Origin of the sequence: Streptomyces sp. NPDC005263, assembly GCF_042872365.1 — a bacterium.
Lineage (GTDB): Bacteria > Actinomycetota > Actinomycetes > Streptomycetales > Streptomycetaceae > Streptomyces.
Genome location: NZ_JBIAKJ010000004.1, coordinates 446896 through 468637, shown reverse-complemented (window position 1 = coordinate 468637; position 21742 = coordinate 446896). Strand labels below are relative to the sequence as shown.

12 protein-coding genes are annotated in these 21742 nt (G+C 70.0%); 3 read left to right on the top strand and 9 right to left on the bottom strand.

The genetic code is table 11. The annotated features are described in order from the left end of the window. Positions 1–4 precede the first annotated feature (4 nt). Positions 5–1684, top strand: coding sequence for a hypothetical protein (locus ACFYRY_RS20615; protein WP_389147286.1), 1680 nt, complete (start codon positions 5–7; stop codon positions 1682–1684). A 67-nt stretch (positions 1685–1751) separates the two neighbouring features. Here ACFYRY_RS20615 and ACFYRY_RS20610 read toward each other — a convergent pair whose 3' ends face one another. The 4 genes from ACFYRY_RS20610 to ACFYRY_RS20595 form a co-directional block, all read right to left on the bottom strand. Further along, the gene (locus tag ACFYRY_RS20610; RefSeq protein ID WP_389147283.1) at positions 1752–4313 is read right to left on the bottom strand and encodes a CBM35 domain-containing protein; all 2562 of its coding nucleotides are present in this window, start codon (positions 4311–4313) and stop codon (positions 1752–1754) included. Positions 4314–4400: 87 nt separating this feature from the next. Continuing rightward, entirely contained in the window at positions 4401–5255 is an 855-nt protein-coding gene (locus ACFYRY_RS20605; RefSeq protein ID WP_389147280.1) for a carbohydrate ABC transporter permease, read from the bottom strand. Continuing rightward, positions 5252–6208: a carbohydrate ABC transporter permease gene (locus ACFYRY_RS20600; protein ID WP_389147278.1), complete on the bottom strand. Its 957-nt coding sequence runs from the start codon at positions 6206–6208 to the stop codon at positions 5252–5254. The genes ACFYRY_RS20605 and ACFYRY_RS20600 overlap by 4 nt, the downstream gene beginning before the upstream one ends. Positions 6209–6359: 151 nt before the next feature. Further along, positions 6360–7673 carry an ABC transporter substrate-binding protein gene (locus tag ACFYRY_RS20595; protein WP_389147275.1) on the bottom strand — a complete coding sequence of 438 codons (1314 nt, stop codon included), beginning with the start codon at positions 7671–7673 and terminating at the stop codon, positions 6360–6362. Positions 7674–8025: 352 nt separating this feature from the next. On the opposite strand from ACFYRY_RS20595, the gene ACFYRY_RS20590 reads away from it, so the two are divergent. Then, a complete protein-coding gene (locus ACFYRY_RS20590; RefSeq protein WP_389147272.1) occupies positions 8026–10203 on the top strand; it encodes an alpha-galactosidase in 2178 nt (725 codons plus the stop codon). 157 nt (positions 10204–10360) lie between these two features. On the opposite strand, the gene ACFYRY_RS20585 is transcribed toward ACFYRY_RS20590, so the two are convergent. From ACFYRY_RS20585 to ACFYRY_RS20565, 5 genes are all read right to left on the bottom strand, one after another. After that, on the bottom strand, positions 10361–10786 hold the full coding sequence (locus ACFYRY_RS20585; RefSeq protein WP_389147269.1) for a CU044_2847 family protein: 426 nt from the start codon (positions 10784–10786) through the stop codon (positions 10361–10363). Positions 10787–10898: 112 nt separating this feature from the next. Next, entirely contained in the window at positions 10899–15125 is a 4227-nt protein-coding gene (locus ACFYRY_RS20580; protein ID WP_389147266.1) for a trypsin-like peptidase domain-containing protein, read from the bottom strand. A gap of 168 nt (positions 15126–15293) precedes the next feature. Beyond that, positions 15294–15653, bottom strand: a complete 360-nt coding sequence (locus ACFYRY_RS20575; RefSeq protein ID WP_389147264.1) for a hypothetical protein — start codon at positions 15651–15653, stop codon at positions 15294–15296. 112 nt (positions 15654–15765) lie between these two features. Beyond that, positions 15766–16446 carry a TetR/AcrR family transcriptional regulator gene (locus ACFYRY_RS20570; protein ID WP_389147261.1) on the bottom strand — a complete coding sequence of 227 codons (681 nt, stop codon included), beginning with the start codon at positions 16444–16446 and terminating at the stop codon, positions 15766–15768. Between the two features lie 90 nt (positions 16447–16536). Beyond that, on the bottom strand, positions 16537–20604 hold the full coding sequence (locus ACFYRY_RS20565) for a type I polyketide synthase (protein WP_389147258.1): 4068 nt from the start codon (positions 20602–20604) through the stop codon (positions 16537–16539). Between the two features lie 317 nt (positions 20605–20921). Between ACFYRY_RS20565 and ACFYRY_RS20560 the strand changes: the two genes are divergently transcribed. Beyond that, positions 20922–21740 carry a BTAD domain-containing putative transcriptional regulator gene (locus ACFYRY_RS20560; protein WP_389147255.1) on the top strand — a complete coding sequence of 273 codons (819 nt, stop codon included), beginning with the start codon at positions 20922–20924 and terminating at the stop codon, positions 21738–21740. The last annotated feature ends 2 nt before the right edge of the window (positions 21741–21742 follow it).

Sequence of the window (21742 nt, the reverse complement as noted above, 5' to 3'; positions counted from 1 at the left end):
TCACATGACACACCTGTCCGGTCGAATACGCCTGGCCGCCGCGGCGGTCTTAGCCGGGGCGCTGACATCAGGGCTGATGCCCGCCACCGGGGCGGCCGCCGCCCCCGGCCCCACGCCGCGCGCGGCGGTGACGGCGGACGAGCCGACCGAGGACATGCCGGACGACGGTTTCAGCGACGAACCCGACAACGAGCAGGACGACTTCTCGGACGGCGCGACCTTGGCTCCGCCCGAGCCCGGCAACCCCGGGCTTCTCGCGGCCCCCGTCCCCGGGCGCCCCGGCGACTTCCAGCTGGAGGCCGGCTCGTCCCTCACCGGCCTGGTGGACAGGCTGGACGCCGCGCTTCCCAAGCAGGGCCTCACCGAGCTGATGGAACAGGCCAACCGGGACGCCGGCTGGGACGGCGGCTGCGGCTCGACCGGCATCTACGGCCCCGACCTCGCCGTGAACCACCGCGTGTGCTGGAAGAGCGACGACGCCACGTCCAGCGAGTGGATTCCGCAGGCCATCACCGGCGTCTCGGACGCGCAGGAGGACGAGGACTGGGGCACGTCCAACGCCGAGCCCATCGCCGTCGGCTCGTACGACGACTCGAACCCCGGCCGCAGCGACTACCAGGCGGGACGCGAGAACTGCGTCCAGGACTCCGCGTCCGACGCCTGCAACGAGAAGGGCATCCGGGTCTCATTCTTCAACCAGGCCACCCAGAAGTACCGCCACGTGCTGCTGGTCTGGCCCTACATCAACTCCAAGGACAACGTCTCCTTCGACGCGCTGCACGCGCGCGAGGGCAAGTGCACCACCTCCGTGACGAAGGCCTGCAGGGCCCAAGGAGGCATTCACGCAGGCGGCATGGTCTGGTACGGCAACTACCTGTACGTCGCCGACACCGCCAACGGCATGCGGGTCTTCGACCTCCGCAAGATCATGGACCTCAACCCGGACAACAACGCCGACGTCAACGACCCGACGCCCGACGGCCTGGTCAGCGACGTCCTGGACAAGAAGCGCGTCGGCCGGCAGAGCAACGTCTGGTACGGCTTCGGCTACCGCTACGTCATGCCGCAGGTCGCCACGCTCAAGTTCACCACGCCCAGGACCACCAAAGACACCGACGGAAATCAGTGCTACGCCACCGACCGGCCGAAGGCGTCCTACATCTCCCTGGACCGCACCGACACCGATCACCTGATTCTCGGCGAGTACTGCATCTACAAGAGCACCAACGGCAGCACCAGCAACGGCCGGGTCGGCACGTACCCGATGTCCGCCCTCACCGCCGCCGTCGAGGGCTCAGCTGGAACGAAGGCCAACGCGGACGCCGCCTACGGTCTGCCCACGGGCCCGTCCCTCGGCAACGAAGCCCTCTGGCACAAGATCCAGGGCGCCACCCGGTACGAGGGCAAGTGGTACTTCCACCGCAGCAACGGCTACGACAATGGCCGCCTGCTCCAGGCCACCCCGGGCTCCGTCGACGGCACCACACAGCTCGTCGGCAACGCGAAGACGCTGCAGAGTTCCTTCGGCCCCGAGGACCTCTACCTCGCGCACGGCCGCGGTGACGGCTTCGCACCCCAGCTGTGGTCGTTGGGCGAGCACGCGCCGAGCGCAAGTTGCTCGTCCTGCAAGCGTGAGCTGTACAGCTACAACGTGAGCGAAGTGATCGGCGACTTCGGCTCATAGCACCGGATCGACACCACCCCGGTCGGGGCCCGGCTCAACTGCCCGGGCCCCGACCGGACTTCGTCTGTCAGCCGATGAGCGGTGCCACCGTGACGCGGTCGATGTTGGGGGCGTAGGCGTCGGCGTTGGCGAAGGTGACCGTGTTGGTGCCGGCGGTGAGGGTGACCGGGACGGGCAGGTCCCAGTAGCTCGACCAGCTGTAGTTGTTGCGGAACATGACCGTCTGCGCGGTGCCGTTGACGGAGATCCGGGCCGCCCGGGAGACGACGTTGGTGTTGTAGTTCCCGGAACCCGCGACCTGGTCGTTGGCGTACCGGACGTTCATGACGTACCGCCCGGCGTGCGCGGCGTCGACCTTGACGGTGAGCGTGTTGCCCGAGCCGTTGCCGACGTAGCCGACGTACTTGCCGCCGGAGGCCCAGCTGTCCGAGGAGACGACGGCCGCTCCGGCGAGGGTGCCGGCCTCGGCCTCGTAGGCGGTGACGCCCGAGGTGTCACCCTTCGCGGCGACCCGCAGGTCCCGCAGGGTCAGCGTGGTGGAGCCCGAAGTGGCGGCGGTGACGCGGTTGTTGCCCGCGGACAGGTACAGCCGTGAGCTCCGGTCGGTGAGCTTGCCGTGGGTGGCGGGCAGGCTGACCGCGGTGGCACCGTCCAGGGAGAGCCCGGCCGGTCCGTCGGACGCGTAGTCGGTGTGGACGGTGTAGTAGCCGTCCGTCGGGGCGTACACGTCGAAGGCGGCCGAGGAGCCCGCCTTCAGGGCGAGCGCACCGGCGCCCGTGGTGCCGGAGGCGGAGTAGTCGTAGGAGGGCTTTCCGGTGATGTCGGCGTACACGGCCGGGTAGGCGGTCTGCGCGCCGGAGGCCGCGGTGAGGTCGATCTTGTCGAGGGTGACCTCGTTGGTCCCCTTGGCCAGGGTGAGGGTGTGGGTGCCCGCGGTCAGCGACACCGAGGCGCCCGCGGTGGCCCGGTAGGTCCAGTTCAGGGTCGGCGCATAGGTGATCGTCCGGGGCGAGCCGCCGTCGACGGTGAGGGTCTGGGTCGCCGGGCCGCCGGACTGGTTGCCGTAGAAGACGCCGAGGTCGTACGTGCCGGTCTTCGGGACGTCGACGGTGAAGGCGGCCTTGCTGTCCGCCTGGTTCAGGCTGCCGACATCCTTCGTGCCCGAGGTGGCGTAGCCGTACGGGTTGGACACCGTGCCCTGGGTGTAGACGGTGCCGCTGGTGAGAGCGGCGTCCTCCGCCTCGTACGACGCCGACCAGGGGACGTCGGCCGCGGCGGGCGTGCCACTGCCGGCCGGGTTGACGGTGACGCGGTAGGCCGCCATCGGGTCGAGGCCGGTCAACGGCACGGTGACGCTGCCGTCCTTGGCGACCGGGTAGGTCGTGCGGGCCAGCACCCTCGGCGCGGGGCCCGCACCCTCGTAACCGCTCCACGCGGTGCGCTCGACGGAGACGTTGACCTTGTTGCCGAACGAGGCCGGGATGTGCTGGATGACGGTGTTGGCGGAGCCCGAGGTCCCGCCGCCGAGGAGCACCTGGGCCTGCCGCCGGCCGGTGTCGAGGGACGCGATGCCCTGCAGGGTGTCGATGACGTTGAGCTGCGGCGGGGTCACCTCGACGGTGTCGCCGGTCAGGCCCGCGTACCAACGCAGCAGCCACCAGTCGCCGTTGGGGATGTTGGTCTGGCTGACGTTGCCGTCCAGGTTCCCGGCGACGTCCCAGTACGCTTGGTCGGCGTAGACCTTGTTCCGTTCGAACATGGACATCCACTGGACCATCTGGCCCGGCACCGACAGGTCGCGGCGGTTGCCGAACTCGTTGATGTTGACCGGCCGGGCACTGATGCCGTTCTCACGCTCGAGGGTCCGGTACGCCTTGAGGGTGCCCTCGAAGTGGGACAGGGAGCCCGGGTCCAGCTCGTGCCAGGTGGTCAGGTCCGGCAGGACGTCGTTGGCCTTCGCCCACGGGTAGAAGTCGGCCATGAGGCGGGCGTCGTAGTGCGTCTCGTTGGGGCCGGCGATCCTGGCGTCCGGAATGATCGACCGGATCTTCTGGTGGACGGTGGTCCAGTCGCTCTCGAATCGGCTCAGCGCGTTCTTGTACGTGGCCGTGTCCGAACTGCCCAGGCCGCCGTACCAGTTGCCGTCCGGCTCGTTGAACGGCACCCACACGAACGTGCCCGCGTCGGGCCTGGCGGCCACCTTGCGGACCATGGTGTCGACCTTCGACAGGTAGTCGCTCAGCCCGAGGTTCTCGTAGGGCCACTGCGCATAGACGTCCTGCATGTAGATCAGGTTGTCGCCGCCGCCACCGCGGGCGAAGGCGGGCTGGACGACCAGCGCGTCACCGTTGGGGTGCTGCGCGCCGTCGGGCGCCTTCGTCGCGATCGACGTCATGTGCAGCGGGGTGACGATGCTGTCGCCGGGCACCCCGTCGTCACTGAGCCCGTACAGGGCGCCGTTGGCTCCGTGCATGACCGGGCCGGTGGTCTGCCCGAGGTCGACGGTCAGCTGGGGTGTGGCGGCCTGCGCGGCGGGAACGGTCAGCGCCGTGCCGACGAGGGCGGCGGCGACGACGCCCGCGCCCATGAGGCTGCGCAGGCGTCCGGATCTGCGAGGTGTTCGAGGCATGACTGGTCCTCCTCCTCCCGCACCGTCGCGGGAGGTCTGTGGGTACTGCGGGGTGGGGTGCCACGCGAAGTGGGGGGGCGTGGGCGGTTACTTGACGGCGCCGCTGGTGATGCCGGAGACGATGCGGCGCTGGGCCAGGACGAAGACCAGGACCATCGGCAGGCTCATCATCACCACGTAGGCGAAGATCAGATGCCAGTTGTTGAGGTACAGCTGGGCGTTGGCGACCTGGTACAGGTTGAGCGGCAGGGTGGCCTTCGCGCCTCCGCCTAGGACGAAGAAGGCGTAGAAGATGTCGCTCCAGGCGAACAGCATCACCATGATCGTCGCGGTGGCGATGACCGGCCGCAGCAGCGGCAGGATGATCCGCAGGAACACCCGCACCGGCCCGGCGCCGTCCATCCGCGCGGCCTCCTCCAGTTCCTCGGGGAGCGCGCGGATGAACCCGGTCATGAAGAAGATCGACGTGGACAGGTACATCCCGGCGTAGACGCCGATCATGCCGGGGCGGGTGCCGGCCAGCCCCAGCTGACGCAGCTCCATCACGATGGTGATCACCGCGGGAGGCAGCAGCAGCCCGCTGATGCTCAGCGCGTACATGGCGTTGACCAGGCGCCCCTTGCGGCGAGCGAACACCCAGGCGGCGCCGGCGCCGAGGAGCAGCACGATGACGACGGACGGCGCGACGACCAGCAGGCTGTTGACGAAGCCCTGGACGATCTTGCCCTCGTCGAAGCTCTGCCGGTAGTTCGCGGCGGCCTGGACGTGGTGCGGCAGGGAGAGGTTGGGTTTGATGGCCTCGGCCTGCGGCTTGGCGGAGGTGACCGCCACCAGCCACAGCGGGATGCCGATGGTGACGGCGGCGATGAACAGGACGGCGACCGGCTGTATCCAGCGCAGGGGGCGCCGGCGTGCGGGGGCGAACGCGGGAAGGGTGGTCACAGGTTGTTCTCCCTGCGGCGCAGGCCGACGATGACGGGGACGGCGAGGACGACGACGATGAGGAACAGCACCAGGCTCATCGCCGACGCCTGCGCGTACAGTCCCTGGCCGAAGATGCGGAACATGTAGATGTTGAACACCTCGGTCTCGCTGCCGGGACCGCCCGCGGTGGTGGCCTGGACGATGTCGAAGGTGTTCATGGAGCCGATCAGCGCGGTCGTCACGTTGAACGTGACCGCGGGCGCGAGCAGCGGGAACCTGATCGACCAGAAGGTGCGCCAGGAACCGGCCCCGTCGATGCGGGCTGCCTCCAGCACGTCCCCGGGCATGCTCTTGAGACCCGCCAGGTAGATCAGCATGGCCAGGCCCATCCACTTCCAGCCGTGGATGAGGGTCACCACGATCAGCGTCCAGGTGGTCGAGCCGAGCCAGGGCGTGTCGACGTGATGCCCCGCCAGGGAGGACAGCACGCTGTTCAGCGCCCCGTCCTGGGCGAGCAGGGCCCGGAAGAGGTAGCCGACGGCCAGCGCGGAGATCAGCACAGGCAGGAAGAACACCGCGCGGAAGAAGCGGTTGAAGCGGCTGTCGCGCTCCAGCAGCAGGGCGAGGCCGAGACCGAAACCGTTCTGGAAGACGGCCACCAGGACCGCGTACTCCAGGGTGATACGGATGTCCCGGGCCATCGACCCGTCTTGCAGGATGGTGCTGAAGTTCGACAGGCCCACGAAGCCGATCTTCGAGTGGAACGCCGACCAGTCGGTGAACGGGTAGACGAAGTTCAGCAGGTTCGGCAGCAGGAAGAACAGGCCGAACACGGCGAGCGCGGGCACGGCGAACCACCAGGGCTGGTTCGCGCCGCGGCGGGAGCGCCTCCGCAGGCCTTGACGCGAGGGCCGGTCAGGTGCCTTCTCGCGCGTGGCGTCACCGACGCCGATGGTGGCTGTGTCCGCCACTGTTAAACCTCCCGGGGACGATCAGGCGAGGGGCTGAGGCCGACGGGACGGCAACGCTCTGAAGGGGCGCGGGGAACTGCGCGACCAGCCACGACGAACCCGCAGACGACCCACGAGCCCCATCGCGGCCCCTCCGAGCGGAGCGCAACCGTCAGAAACCGGAGACGCCGCGCGCCTTGAGGACCTGCTTGAACTGGTCCTCGGCGGCCTGCGCGACCTCGCGCGGAGTCTTCTTGCCGTAGATCATGTCGGCGAGGGCGAGGTGCATGTCGGGGGCGGTGAGCGCCTTGACCTGGAAGACTCCCTGGGCCGTGGACAGCGCCTTCGCCTGCGCGATGGCGGTCTGCGGCAGGCCCTCGGGGTTGGGCACCGACGGCTCGACGGACACCAGCTTGTTGGCCTTGATGTAGGCCGGGTAGTTCGGGCCGAGCCAGAAGGACATGAACTGCCGGGCGGCGTTCTGACGCTTGGCGTCGCCGGTGTTGAAGGCGACCACGCCGTTGGTCTGGTCGGGGGAGTACTCGGCCTTGGCGGAGCTGTTGGCGATGGGGAACCAGCCGAGCTTCTTGTCCATGTCCGCGGTGCTGGAGGTGGCCTGGATCTCGGACTGGAGCGCGGTGACGTTCACCGCCATCGCGGCGGTGCCGTCCATGATCGCCTTGCCCTGGTCCACGAAGGTGGCGGTCTTGTAGTTCTTCTGCGCCAGGCCGCCGTCGAGGACCTTCGTCTTGTACGTGGTGATGGCGTCGACGATGGTCTTGTCGGTCCAACTGGCCTTGTTCTTGTTGAGGTTGTCCCAGAACGACTGCGGCAGGTCCGTCATCTGGGCCTGCACCTGCCACTGCAGGGGCCACTTGTCGCCGCCGACCTCGAAGAACGGGGCGACGCCCGGGACCTTCGCCTTGATCGTCGCGGCGTCGGCGAGCATGTCGTCGTAGCTGGTGGGCATGGTGGTGATGCCCGCCTTCTTGAAGACGTCCTTGTTGTAGTAGACGCCGAGGACCGCGGGGCTGGTGACGATGGCCGCGTAACGGTGACCGTCGACCTGGCCGAGGCTCTTCTCCGTCTCGCCGAGCTTGGAGACCCAGTCCTCCTTGTCGAGCGGCAGCAGGTTCTTGGCCGGCTGGACGAACGGCAGGGTGCTGCCGGTGGGCTGCCAGAACATCAGGTCCGGCTTGACGCCCGAGGCGAGCTTGGTCGGGACGTTCGACTCGTAGGGGTCCGGTATCACCTCGGTGGTGATCTTGGCCCCGGTGGCCTTCTCGAACGCGTCGATGGCCTGCTTGGGCTCCGAGACGCTGTTCTGGGCGACCCACATGGTGAGGCTGACGCCCTTGAGGGAGGCGGTCGGGTCGACCGAACCCTGCGGTGCGGCGGCCGTGGTGCCGCCGGTGCTGTCGCTGCACGCGGTGGCGGTCAGCCCGAGAACACAGGCGGTGGCAAGGACGGAAACGGCTCTTCTCATGGCGGGATCCTTGGTCGGACGGGGCGGCGGGGCGGCGGGGCGACGGGGGGCGGGGAGGCGGTCGGGGGGCGCGGAGGGAGGGCGGTGGCTGTTGAGCTGTGCGGTGGCTGTCGTCTGGGCGGCGGCTACGGGGAGGAGGGGCCGCGGTGGCTGCCGGAGCTTGTGTGACCGGTCACATGCATGCGAGGATTGTGAGCGGTCACACGGTGGGCGTCAAGAGATCTGTAATCGCGGCTTTACACACCGACTACATTCACCGGCGCCGCACGGTCCCTCCCACCGAGCGTGAAGCCCCAGCTCAGCGCTTACACGAGACACGCAGGACCGAACCGTCCCAGAAGGGGAAATTGCGTTGACCAGTGCCGTAGGAACAGTCGAGAGGTCCCGTATCTGGGCGCACCCGGCGCTCGCGCTGCACGCCGTCGTGGACGCGGCCGGTTCCGTGCGGCTGGGAACGCCCGGCCAGGACTGGGCCTGTCTGGTGCCCCTCGTCGAGGTCACCGCCACCGGTCACGGGCGCAACTGGTCGGGGGAGCGCTTCATCGAGACGGCCGTCGGTGACCGCCTGGCCTACCGCGGCCATGAGACGGTCCAGGTCGGAAGCCTGGAACGTACGACGATCCGGCTGGCGGACCCGGTGACCGGGCTGGCCGCCGAGGTCACCCTGGAGGCGGGCTCGGGCGCGGGTTTCCTGCGTGCGCGGGTACGCCTGGTCAACGAGGGCGTCACGGCGCTCCGGCTGGAGAGCGTGTCGACCCTGACCCTCGGCGGCATCTCCGACCCCGACGGCGGTCTCGACGGCCTCACCTTGCACTGGGCGGACAACGACTGGCTGGCCGAGTGCCGCTGGCGCCGGGCCCCCTTCCGCGACCAGGTCGTCCCGCTGAGCCGGTCCGCCCACGGCCATGAGGGACGCGGCTGCTTCGAGCGCTACTCGCAGGGCAGTTGGTCCACCGGCCGCCATCTCCCCGTCGCCGCCCTCACCGACCGGGACGGCCGCGCCTGGCTCTGGCAGATCGAGTCCAGCGCGGGCTGGCGCTTCGAGTCCGGCGAACGTGAGGGCGCGGCGTACGTCGCCCTGTTCGGCCCCGACGACGCCCACCACCAGTGGCACCACACCCTCGCCCCCGGCCAGGAGTTCCACACGGTCCCCGCGGTGCTCGTCCGGACCGAGTCCGGCGGCCTGGACGCCGCGTTCGGGGCGCTCACGGACTACCGCCGGAGCATCCGCCGCGACCACGGGGACCACCGCACACTCCCGGTGATCTACAACGACTACATGAACACCCTCATGGGTGACCCCACCACCGAACGGCTGCTGCCCCTCATCGAGGCGGCGGGGAAGGCCGGCGCCGAGATCTTCGTCATCGACGCCGGCTGGTACGACGACGACGCGCAGGGCTGGTGGGATTCGGTGGGCGCGTGGGATGCCGCACCCAACCGTTTTCCCGGTGGGATCCAGGAGGTCCTGGACGCCATCAGAGGGCACGGCATGACCCCGGGCCTCTGGCTCGAACCCGAAGTGGTCGGCGTGCGCAGCCCGTTGGCCGCCACCCTGCCGCCGGAGGCGTTCTTCCAACGCGGCGGGGTGCGGGTGACCGAACACGGGCGGCACCACCTGGACCTGCGGCACCCTGCCGCCCGGGCCCACCTCGACGCGGTCGTGGACCGGCTGGTGGGCGAGTGGGGGGTCGGGTACCTGAAGCTCGACTACAACATCAACATCGGGCCCGGCACGGAGGGGGCTGTCGGTACGGACGGCGCTGTCGGCACCGGCACGACGAACGGCGTCGAAAGCCCCGGCGCCGGCCTGCTCGGCCACCACCGCGCCCACCTCGACTGGATGAACGCACTCCTCGACCGCCACCCCCACCTCGTCCTGGAGAACTGCGGCTCGGGCGGCCTGCGCATGGACTACGCCCAACTGGCGGTCGCCCAGCTCCAGTCCACCAGCGACCAGCAGGATCCCTTGCGCTACCCGCCCATCGCCGCCGCGGCCGCCACCGCGGCCACCCCCGAGCAGGCCGCCGTGTGGGCCTACCCCCAGCCGGACCAGACCCTCGACGAGATCGCCTTCACCCTCACCGGCGCACTGCTCGGCCGCGTCCACCTCTCCGGTTTCCTCAACCTCATGAGCGACGAACAGTTCGACCTCGTCCGCTCGGCGATCTCCGCGTACAAGGACCTCCGACCGGAGATCGCCGCCGCGCACCCGTTCTGGCCGCTGGGCCTGCCCGGCTGGGACGACACCTGGATCGCGCACGGACTGCGGGGGCCGGAGTCGACGTACCTGGCGATCTGGAGACGCGACCTGGGTGCGGGCCCGGTCGACGGCACCCACGGCGCCGACACCACCCGCACCCTCACCATCCCGCACCTGCACGGCGTACCCCTCGACCCCACGGTGCTCCAGCCCACGACCGCCGACACCACCACGCAGTGGAACCCGACCGACGGAAGCCTCACCGTCGGTCTGCCGCGGGCCAACACGGCGGTGCTCGTGCGGTTGGGTGCGGGGGCGGCGGAATGAGTCCCTGGGCGCGGTGAACGACGTTCTTCACGCTGCATCGGATCCATATCGCCGACTCAGCTGCCAGACCGGTACTGAGGGTGAACTCGACGTGGGTGCCCAGCCGCCTGTGCGACAGGGCACCCGCAGCACCACTCCCTCGATGATGAAGCAGTAATCACGTGGCAGCGGAACCTTCCCCGTCCGGTCTACGGTCGTCGGCGCGCGGCGTAGCGGCCGGGGTGGCGTCCGGGCTCCACGTGGCGGTGACCGTCAGGTGGGCCTGGCCGTTGCCGTTGACGATGCCCAGTTTCAGGTCCTGGCTGAGCTGTACGCCGAACGTGACGGTGATCTCGGTGGGCGGTGTGGGTACGGCGCTCATGGCGTCGTGGACCTCCTGCACCAGGGAGCCGAGCGGCCTGAGCGTGCCGCGCAGAGCGCCGGCCGCGACGGCGGCGACTGCTTCCCCTCGCCGGCCCACGGGGATGACCGGGCCGAGACCGTCTGCCGTGTCGTCGTCCTCGAAGGCGGGCCGTCCCGCGTCCGCGAGCAGGAACCGGACTGTGGTGCCGTCGTCGAGGCGGTAGTTCTCTGAACCCGTCATGGGGAGAATTGTGCAGAAGGGGCTCAGCAGACACGGGGTCGTGAGCAACTCGGTTACAGGATCGTGGCAGTTGGGGCTCGGAGGGGGGCACCGCGATCGCCCTGTGCCCCGGTCAGGGGCAGGGGGGACCGGACGGGGTTCCCTCCGGGAGCAGCTTGCGCTCGGCTTTGGTGTAGTCGCGCCCGGCGGCGGTGCACAGTTCGCGGAACTGGTCTTCGGGGCGAAGGGTGAAGGTCCGGCGCCCGGCGCCGTTGTCGATGAGCAGGTGGCCTCCCGGGGTGATTCTCGCCGTCGCGTTGGTGATCTCCTCGTCGACCTTCTCCGACACGTCCCATGTGACGGAGGAGCCGTCCGTCAGGTCGCGGATCTCGATCAGTCTCTTGTCCGCGACGTGTGAGACGAGAGTGCCGTCCGGGCCGAACCCGATCAGTTGGTTCATCGACAAGCGGGGCACTCTTTCCGGCAGCCGCTTTCTGCGGTCGACGTCCCACACCCGCACCTGCCCGTCGGAGTTCTGCACGGCGAGACGGGAGCCGTCGGGGGTGAAGACGAGTCCGCTTCCAAGTGACTTGTCCGTATACGTCGTGTCGGTGGCCGGTCCCGTCAGGACCGCGACCTGTCGCGGAGTTCGGACATCCCACAGCAGGATCTCGCCGTTGTCGGCTCCCTTCCTGGTCACGACGGCCACCTGCCCGGAGTGCCCGGGCCGGGGCATGAGTTGGCCGTACATGGAGGAACCCGCGACGGGACCCTTGGAGTGGGCGAAGAAAGGCTGGGTGAGCACGGTCCCGTCGGCGGCGTCGAGACGCGCCAACGACCCGTCCTCGGTCAACAGGACGATCTCGCTCCCCCGCAGTGCGACGACGCTGTCGACCTGCTTCCCTTTCAGTACCGCGTCAGGGAGCGGGACGTCCTTGCCGAGGTCCTGCGCCGCGTACGCACGGTGGAGGACGCCGTTCCGCTCCCACACCACGATCCACCGTGAGTCGGCGGTCCAGGTGACCATCAAGTCGCCGGAGGTCTCCCGGGCCGAGATCCTCACGGACCGCAGGCGGGTACGGGAGGCGTCCATGACCTCAAGGGTCGTCTCGGTGACCTTGGCGAGGAAGTGCCCGTCGGGTGCCAGCGCGTAGCTCCCGCCCAGAATCTCGTTGTCGTGGAACCGTGCGTTGCCCGAGCGCTCGGCCCGCACCGCCATCAACGTCGTGTTCACGGGTACGAGAACGGTGAGCCCGCCGTCCTTCCGTGGCGCCGCGGCGACGCCCGAGTACAGGTCTGGAGACTCGCCCGAGGTGGGCAGGCGAGTGCGGTAGGCCTGCCCGGTACGCACATCGGTCAGGGTCGAGTCGGCGTATCCCCCCTTCTCGACTCCTCCGTCGCGGGCCGTACCGTCGACGTTGTAGCTCCCCGTGGCGTCGCTGCTCGTACTCACGGCGGGAATCGCGGTCCTGGGTCCGGGCGTACGGCCGAGTGCCTGGGCGTACCACCGGCCGCCGACTTCCGCGATCACCGCTTCACCTCCGGCTCTCAGCAGCGGGCCGCCAAGTGCCATCCCCTTGGGCTCCGGGCCCGGGCTGTAGAGCTTTCGGCCGGTGGTGAGATCCCTGATCTCAGCCCGCCGTCCGCTGTCGGCCCAATGGGTGACCGCCACCGTGTCCGGGTCCGTGGTGAAGGCCGCATCCTCCACCCCGGAGGCGGACAGGAGACCTTGTGCGACAGGCAGTCGGGCACCGGAGGGCACTTCCCAGGCCTCGGCGAAAGGCGGGACGCACTTGCGGGCGCGGTTGTAACACTCCCCGGTTTTGTCGTCCATCGTCAGCAGCAGCCGCTTCCCGTCGCCGCTGAAGTCCATGGTCGCTGCGACCTCTTTGGCTATCTTGTGCTTCCCGAGGCTCAGCGTGACGGGATCCTTGCGGTTGCTCAGCCGCCAGAGCTTGACCGTGTTCCGTGCGGCTACGGCGAAAAGGCGGCCGTCGGGGCTGATGGCGCTCCGGAGGTCGCCCGCGGGGACTCCGCTCAGCACCCTGGTTCGGATCTTTCCTTCGAGGGCCCCCGTCACCACCGTGAGCGTCCACCGGTCGCCGCCCGACGGCTTCGACGACACCACGAGCGTACGGCCGTCCGGTGTGGCGACCATGTCCCTGACCTGGCCCTCCCACACGGACGGGTAGGAGCCCACGAGGTACTGGTCCCGCGCGTACTGACGCAGCAGCGCTTCGCGGGTCTTCGGGGTCTGCTTGGTGTTCCACGCGGCCAGTGCCAGCTGCAGCGCGGTGGCCGGGTTGCTGCCGGGGGTGTCGTCGGCGGCCTCGGCCAGCAGCCCCGCGGCCTGGTCCCGCAACTGCCGCTCGGTCTTCTGAAGGCTCAGCCAGGTGGAGGCCGCAAGTCCCACAGCGAGCGCGGTGAGAACGGCCAGCGCCCCCACGGCGGCCTGCTTGACGCGTTTGCCTCGCCGGGAGTGGCGGAGGCTGAGCAGGATGTATCCGCGTTCGTCGGCGGAGATGTCGGCAGGGTGCTCAGCCAGTCGGCGATCAGCCTGCGCGAGTTCGTTTCCGCCCAACAGCCGGGCGGGCTCCAGCTGTTGCGCCTGCCAGCGCCGCAGGTCGGCCCGCAGTTGCTCCTGCCAGGCGCGGAAGTCCCTGGAGTCGGCCAGCCACCGCTGAAGGCGCGGCCAGAGCCGGGTCAGAGCCTCGTGCGCCAGATCGACGAGCTCGTCTTCACCGCCCGGGGCCCGGGACAGGACGAGGAGCTTGCTCGGTGCCAGCTCCCTTGCCAGGTCGACGAGTTCGGGCGCCAGGTCGGCGACCTTGGCGGGACGACGTAGGAAGGCGTCCCCGTCAGGGCGAGCGAGTTGTACGAACAGCCGCCGTGCACACGCCTGTTGGGGCCGATCCAGTCCGGCGAGGGTGTCGTCCGCGTATCCGACGAGAGCGCCCGCCACACCACCCTGCTCGTCGTACGCGGCATGCGTCAGCATCGACCGGCTGCGACGATTCCACAGCTCGGTCAGAGCGAACTGGACCAGGGTCATCCGGCCGGGCTCGTCGCCCGCGTCCACGACGATCCGCTCCGGCAACCCGGGCTCGAACCACAGCCCCGGTACGGCGTCGACGGGCGCGGTCACCGCCCGCTCCAGGTCCTCGGCGGCCAGCGGAGCGAGGAACTCCACGGCGTCGCTGACCAGATCGGACGTATCGGCCGTCACCAGCGCTTCGAGGGAGTCGGGCCGCGCCGTCGCGATGACCCGCAGTACCGCCGCGCCGTCCTTGCCCGCCAGAGCGACCAGCAGCTCGAACAGGTCACGGGCGGTGGCCGCGTCGGCACCCGCGTACTCCTCGAGCTGGTCGACGAAGAGCACATGGCCGGCGCGCTCTCCGCGGGCGAGGATCCTGCCACGCAGCTCGGCGGGAACATCGTCGCCGGTCTCCAGCAGCCCTGCCAGTTCCTCCGCCTTGGCGAGCCGGTCGATCTCACCGAGCTCCGGTTCCAGGACTCCCGTCAGCGCCCGCGCCAGGACCACGGACGCCCGTGCTCCGGGTACCGGCCGCAGTTCGGACACACTCATCCCCTCGTCCCGGAGTCGGGGCAACACACCGGCCCGCACCAGGGACGACTTCCCGCACCCCGAGGGCCCCGCCACCAATGTCACCGACCGCCTGCGGACGGCCCCGTGGACCCGGGCGGTGTCGCTGTCGCGTCCGTGGAAGAACTCCGCGTCGTCCTCCGTGAACGCCGCGAGCCCCTGGAACGGGCAGCGCGGCCGCAGTGTCTCCTCGTCGACCAGTTCGGCCGACGGCAGCAGGTACGCGGTGCGCTCGCCCCGGTGCGCGGCGACCGTCATCCCTACAACGCCGTCCTGGGCGTCGTCCCAGACCGGCGACCCGCTGAATCCTCCCGAGATCCGCGGCCCCGGCCCCTGCGCCTCCATCTGCACCCAGCCCGAACCCTGCCCGGCCCGCAGGGTGCCCGAGGCCCACACACCTCGATCGGCGCCGACGGGATAACCCAGCGCCCGGAACGTGTGGCCCCACACGCCGGTCCCGTCGACCAGCGGCACGGGCCGCGCGCCCTCGACCGCCGTCTCCAGCCGCAGCAGCGCGACGTCCAGCCCGCCGTACCGCCACGACACCACGACCGCACGTGCCCTCGGACGGCTCTCCAGCAGCGGAAAATCGAGGTCCACCGCCTCGCCGGGAGCCTCCTGCGCGCTGTTGGACACCCCGAGAGCCCGGGCCACGACATGGGCACAGGTACACACCACATCGGCGGAAACGAGGAACCCGGCGCCGACCACCTCGCCCTCGGCCGAGCAGACCCGCACCTGCGACGCCTCAAGCACGTCGCTCCCCCGCACCGCAGCCATGAACTCCCCCGGTTCTTGACTTGTCCATGCCCCGCCACAGCCAGCATCCTCGGCACAGTCACCCCGCACAACTCACGTGCTGAAGAACGCAGTTGCGGCTTTGTGCGTTGTCCCTCCCGGCCGCCCTGCCAATGGGGGTCGCTGTCACATGGTGTCCCGCGCCCGGAAAAAGCGGTGCACCGTCCACAGGGTGAAGACCAAGACCGTGGCCGCCAGCATGAAGTTGAGCGCGTCGATGCTCTCGACGACGGTGTGGGGTGCGTGCAACAGGGCCGGCACCTTGGTACCGATCATGCCCAGGCCCATGAGGAGGGGCAGCCATGCCCAGAGGAAGCGCAGGCGCTGGTCGAGGTGCTCGCTCCGCCGGGTCCGGGTGCGTTCCCGCCACCGGCCGACGAGGCTGCCGAGAACCAGCAGGCATCCCATCGCGACCACGGACCAGTCCATGAACCGCAGCATCACCGCTCCCTTGATCTGCAGGATCCTCCTCCCGCGGATGACCACACGCAAGAGGATGGGGGGTGAGGTGACGGCCAAGAATCGCCCATGGAGCGGACCGGCCGGCGACCTGAGGGTCGGCGCGGCCGGTCCGTCGGCTCACATGTAGTGGCGCCGGCTACGGATGCGACGCCTCCGCGAGCGGGGCAGCGGCAGCCGAGGAGGCCGGGGCGCCGCGTCCGTGCTGGGTGTACGACAGGACGCCCGTGAGGACGATCCTGAGTACCTCGCGGAGTTCGATGTGGAGCGGTATGCGCGCGCCCGGGTCCTGTGACCAGCGGTAGAGCAGGCCCAGGTAGGAATCGCGGAGGATGTTGCCGACGCGCAGCGGATCGATGTCGAAGGTGACCTCGCCGCGCTGGCGGCCGGCTTCGATGATGTTGGCGAAGACCTGGCCCGCGTAGGGCTCCTCGAGGAGGGGCTGCCCGGCCTTCACCCAGGCCTGGAGCATGGCCGCGGTGATCTCACGTTCGGACTCGTTGAACTCCGCCAGGGCCGCCATGCACCTCTCCAGGTGCACCGTCACATCGTCGTTCTGGGACTTCATCGACTCTTCCATGCACAGCTCCAGGCGCCGCTTGCGGGCCTCGGCCCATGCGGTGACCAGGTCTTCCTTGCGCTGGAAGTAGTTGAAGAAGGTGCCGCGGGCCACGTCGGCGTGCTCGGCGATCTGGTCGATCGTGGTGCGGTCGTAACCCTGCTCGGCGAAGAGGGACAGGGCAGATGTGTAGATGCGGTCCCGTACCCGCTGCTTGCTGCGCTCTCTGCGCCCGAGGGGGCGGGCGGGTTCAGAGGCCATGTACTTCCTCGCCTTCTCACGTCGTTGTGCGGGCTCCCATCGCCCCCAAAAATTATACCACGGTACATCTATGAGTCATGGTCTTCCTTTTTACGGTCGGGAGACCACGGACGCTGCGATCACACCGATGGGTTCGCGACCCAGCAGCCGGGTGGCGGGTATGTCGACACCCGCCGTGCGGTGCAGTCGCACCCTGAGTTCGGTCGCCAGCAGGGAGTCCAGCCCCAGGGTCCGCAGCGGCCTGCGCGGATCGAGGCGGGTCGCCGACAGTCCGAGCACGGTGGCGGCCTGTTTCAGGACGTCGTCGGAGGTGGGCGGCAGGTCGGAGGCAGCCTCTCGACCAGTCGGGGGCGCGGGCTCGGGCCCGGGCTCGGAGGGTTCGGCGTCGCGCGTCTCGGGGGCGGACCCCACGGAACCCACGGACCCCACGGAACCCGTCGGTCGGCGGCGCAGCCGTATGTCACGGAACTCCGCGATCAGGTGCCCGTCCTCGGCCGTCAGCCACACGTCGCAGCGCGCGTCGTCCGTACCGTCGGAGGGCGTGAAGCGGGCCACGCACCAGTGGTCCCGGCCGACTCCCGCCGCGTCCCGGACCAGGACGCGGCCGAAGGACACCGGCACGTACCCGTCCCCGCTCCCGTCCCCGCTCCCTTCCGCGCCCGTGGGGTGCGGCCACGCGGCGAGCATCGTCAGGAGCCCGGCCTCGAGTCCGGTCGCCGTCGCGCCGGGGGAGCGGCGCATGCGAGCCACTGACTCACCTTCCGCGCACCACAGTTGGGCCACCGTGCGCAGCGATGCGTCGATGGTGTAGCCGCGGCCCTGGGCGCGGCGGTAGAACTCCGCCGCCGGTACGTATGTGGTGCACCGGGTCAGACCGGCGTCCAGCAGTTCCCGGCCGTGCGGCTCGGCTGCCAGGGGGTAGGGAGTGGCGGGGCCCGCGCTGTCGCCTGCGTCCGCGCCCGCCGTGCGGAACCTGCCCGTCAGGCACAGCTCACCGTCCCGGGCCCCGTCCGGGGTGCGCAGCGCCGTGACGGTGAACACGAAACACCCCTGACCCGTCGCGGCAGGCGCCAGGCGCACGCGCACCGCGGCGTCCCGCGCCTGCGCCAGCTCCCAGGGCCGGTCCCCGAACTCGACGTCCTCCAGTACGCCTTCACCCAGTACGCCTTCACCCAGTACGCGTTCACCGCGTCCCGTGATACCGCCCGCCGCCCGCAGGACCGCCTCGACGTACAGCACCGGCGGTACGACGGCCGCGCCGCCCCGCGTGCGGACGCTCTCCCCGAGATCGTCCAGGCCCAACTCGCGCAGCTCGACCTCCCGTACGTGCTCGGCGGGCGCCGGAGCGGGAGCGGGCGCCGTCCTGAACTGTTCCTGGTCCCAGGCGTACGTCGGCAGCGGCACGCGGGGCGCGGTCCCGTCGAAGAGGCGGTCGAAGTCGATGCGTCCGCCGTGCGAGAAGAGCTGCCCCAGCGCCCGGGTGATGTTCTCGCCGTCGTCCTGGTGACGCTTGAGGGTGGCCACGGCGGCCGGGGCGGCGCCCCGTTCCTCAAGGGTCGCCGTGACGGACTGGACGAGCAGCGGATGCGGGCTGACCTCCAGGAACACCGTCTCCTCCTGGGCGGCCGCCTGTACGGCCTCGACGAAGCGGACCCGCTCGCGAAGGTTGTCCACCCAGTAGGCGGCGTCCAGCTCGGGTCCGTCGACCGGCTCACAGCGGGTGGTGGAGAACATCGCGGTACGGGCGGGCAGCGGGGTGAGATGGGCGAGGGCGTCGGCCAGGTCGTCCCGCAGTTCCGCCATGTACGGGGAGTGGGACGCCACGTTGACCTTGACGGGTCGGCATAACACCCCTTCGTCCTGAAGCTGTTCGGCGATGAGCCGCAGAGCGTGCGCGTCCCCGGCGAGCACGGTGCTCCTGGGGGCGTTCTCCGCGGCGACGCACACCGTCTCGCCGTAGGGCGCGGCGGCGTCCGCCGCGGTCGGCGCGTCGAGTTCGACGGCGAGCATCGCGCCGCGCCCTGCCAGCCGCTGCATCAGGGAGCTGCGCCGGCAGATGACCGAGGCGGCGTCCTGGAGCGACAGCGTCCCGCAGACGTGGGCGCCGGCCGCCTCGCCCATGCTGTGTCCGATGCAGAGGTCGGGTTCGACCCCCTTGGCGCGCAGGAGCGCGGCCAGCGACACCTGCACGGCCCACAGGAGGGGCTGCACCACCGCGACGTCATCGGGGAGTTCCGGCGGCGGTACGTTCTCGCCATCGCCATCGCCATCGCCGTCGCCGTCGCCGTCGCCGGTCAGTAGGTCGATGACCGACCAGCCCAGTTCCTCCCGGACGAGCGCGTCGCATTCCGTCAGGGTGCGGCGGAACACCGGTTCGGAGGCCAGCAGCCGGCGGCCCATGCCGAGCCATTGCGAGCCCTGCCCGGGAAAGACGAAGGCGATCCGGCGGTCGCCCGCGAAACCGGCGTCCGCCACCCCTCCGTCCGGGGTCTCCTCGCCGACGGCCAGGGCGCGCAGGGTGGCGGCGAGTTCGTCATGGGTGCGGCCGACCGCCCACAGGCGGTGGGGGTGGGCGTCACGTCGGGTCGCGGCGGCATGGCAGATGTCCCGCAGCGGGTACGAGCGTCCCTCGCCGTCTGCCAGGAAGTCGGCGTAGCGCGCGGCGAGTTGGGTCAGGGCGGCCGGAGTGCGGGCGCTGAGCAGCAGCAACCGGGGTTCCGAGGCGGCGTCGTACGAGGCCTGCCGCCCGGTGCGCTGCTCGGGAAATCGGTCGGGAAATCGGTCGGCAACGCGCTCGGGAACGTGCTCGAGAACTCGCTCGGGCCTGGGCCCCAGGTCCGCCTCCGGAACGGGCTGGTGGGCCGGCTCGGGCACGTACTCGCCCACGATCACGTGGGCGTTGGTGCCGGACAGGCCGAAGGAACTGACGCCCAGGAGTGCGGCCGGGCCGCCCGGCACCAGGGGGGTGTTGCGGGTGACGCATTCCAGAGGGCCGGTGTTCCGGGCCAGGACGGGGTGCGGGGTGCGCAGGTGGAGGGAGGCGGGGATGGTGCGGTGCCGGGCGATGAGCACCGTCTTGATCAGGCCCGCGATCCCGGCCGCGGCTTCGGCGTGGCCGATGTTGGTCTTGACGGAGCCGATGGGCAGCGGGCGGGTCCGGGACCGTCTTTCGTCGCCCAACGCCTGTGTCAGCGCGCGCAGTTCGACCCCGTCGCCGACGGGCGTGCCGGTGCCGTGGGCCTCCACGTAGTCGAGCTGGTCCGGGGTGATGCCGGCGCTGCGGCAGGCGGAGCGGATCATCTCGGTCTGTCCGGACACGGCGGGCTGGAGCAGTGTTCCGCTGCCCTGGCCGTCGTTGGTGACGGCGCTTCCCTTCAGTACGGCGAGGACCTGGTCGCCGTCGCGCAACGCGTCGGGCAGACGCTTGAGCAGTACCGCCCCCACTCCATCGCTGCGGACGAAGCCGTCACCGGAGGCGTCGGCGAACTTGCAGCGCCCGTCGGGTGCGAGCATGCCGCCCTGCGAGTAGGTGATCGCGTCGGACGGGGAGAGCACGGCGTTGACTCCCGCGGCGACGGCCAGGTCGCTGTCCCCGGTCAGCAGGCTCTGCCGGGCGAGGTGCACGGCGACCAGGGACGAGGAGCACGCCGTGTCGACCACCAGGCTGGGCCCCCGCAGGTCGAGGGCGAAGGAGAGGCGCCCCGCGGTGATCGTCCGGAGCCGGTTGCCCGCCATGCCGTGCAGGTCCTGAGGTCCGTCGGGCTTCGCCTGGTCCGCGTACTCGGCGGTCGCCTGCCCCACGAACACACCGGTGCGGCTGCCCGCCAGCGTGGACGGGAGGATGTGCGCGTCCTCCAGCGCCTCCCAGACGACCTGGAGGAGGACCCGTTGCTGGGGATCCATGGCCTGCGCCTCGCGCGGGGCGATTCCGAAGAAGGCGGCGTCGAAGCCGTACAGGTCGTCGATGAACCCGCCGTGCCGCGAGACGGTCCTGCCCGGCTCGCCCGGCCGCGCGGAGTAGTACCGCTCGATGTCGAACCGGTCCTCCGGTACGGGTGTGACGGCGTCGGTGTTGTCTTCGAGCAGGTGCCAGAACGCACGCACCCCGGGCGCTCCGGGGAACCTGCATCCCATCCCGACGATCGCGATGTCAGGCATGCCGCCTTGCCGCACGAAGCCCCCTCAGTCTGGTGATGTCCGGATGCAAAAGTACACCAGAGAGCAAGTTTGACTTCCAGTCGACTCTAGGGATGCCTGCGAACACCAGGAGAAGATCGGGTTACGGCGACTTTTCGCCCATCTCACGTGGTGAATGACCTGCTGTTTCCGCCCTCAGGGTGCTGGAATCGTGACCTTTCCCGGGTGAAACATGAGCTACAGTCCATTGATAAACTGCTACACAGAATCCCGGAGCGTAACCGCGCCCCGGCCGGGCCGCCCTCTCGGGGCCCGGCCGCCGACCAGGAGGAGGACGGATGATCGCCAGAGTGCTGGGCCCCCTGCGCGTGACCATGAACGGCGTGTCGGTGGTCCCCACGGCGCTGAAGGCCAGAAAGCTCCTCGCCGTGCTCATCCTGAACCGGGGCCGCGTGGTGCAGCGGGCCGCCATCGAGCGCGAACTGTGGGGCCTGGACGTGCCCATGAGCGCCTCGACGGGCATCCAGAACTGCGTGATGCAGATCAGGAAGAGCATCGGCCGCGCCGTCGACGGCGGCCCCTCGGACCGTCTGCCCAAGGAGACGCTGATCACCGAGGCCACCGGGTACCGGCTCGAAGTCCCCGGCGAACAGTTCGACATCGTCGGCTACCACAAGCTCGTGTCGGTGGCGGGCGAGGCGGAGGCCAGGGGAGACCTGTCGCAGGCGTCGGCCCAGCTGAACAACGCGCTGAAGCTGTGGCGTGACGCGCCCCTGGCGGACGTGCCGGCCGGGCCCGTGCTGCACCCGCACGTGCTACGGCTGGAGGAGGACCGCAAGGCGGTGCTGAGTCAACGCGTCGGCCTGGACCTGCGGTTGGGCCGTTACGCCGAGGTCATCGGCGAACTGCACGCACTCGTGGCCCTCAATCCCTACGACGAGGTGCTGCACGAGTACCTGATGCTGGCGCTGCACCTCTCGGGGCGCCGCAATGACGCGCTCGCCACCTATCAGGGCGTTCGCGCCGCGCTGACCGACGGGATCGGCCTGGAGCCCTCGCACCGTCTGCGCCGCCTCCAGCAGCAGATCCTGAACTGTGACGACGAGCTGGCACACACCTTCCTGGACGACCGCTCCGGGCACCTCGTCGGGGCGTAGCG

What these genes read in the sequence shown, in the direction of transcription:
- ACFYRY_RS20595 (WP_389147275.1), bottom strand. Translation starts at nt 7,673, where the DNA reads ATGAGAAGAGCCGTTTCCGTCCTTGCCACCGCCTGTGTTCTCGGGCTG.
- ACFYRY_RS20585 (WP_389147269.1), bottom strand. Translation starts at nt 10,786, where the DNA reads ATGACGGGTTCAGAGAACTACCGCCTCGACGACGGCACCACAGTCCGG.
- ACFYRY_RS20610 (WP_389147283.1), bottom strand. Translation starts at nt 4,313, where the DNA reads ATGCCTCGAACACCTCGCAGATCCGGACGCCTGCGCAGCCTCATGGGC.
- ACFYRY_RS20565 (WP_389147258.1), bottom strand. Translation starts at nt 20,604, where the DNA reads ATGCCTGACATCGCGATCGTCGGGATGGGATGCAGGTTCCCCGGAGCG.
- ACFYRY_RS20615 (WP_389147286.1), top strand. Translation starts at nt 5, where the DNA reads ATGACACACCTGTCCGGTCGAATACGCCTGGCCGCCGCGGCGGTCTTA.
- ACFYRY_RS20570 (WP_389147261.1), bottom strand. Translation starts at nt 16,446, where the DNA reads ATGGCCTCTGAACCCGCCCGCCCCCTCGGGCGCAGAGAGCGCAGCAAG.
- ACFYRY_RS20560 (WP_389147255.1), top strand. Translation starts at nt 20,922, where the DNA reads ATGATCGCCAGAGTGCTGGGCCCCCTGCGCGTGACCATGAACGGCGTG.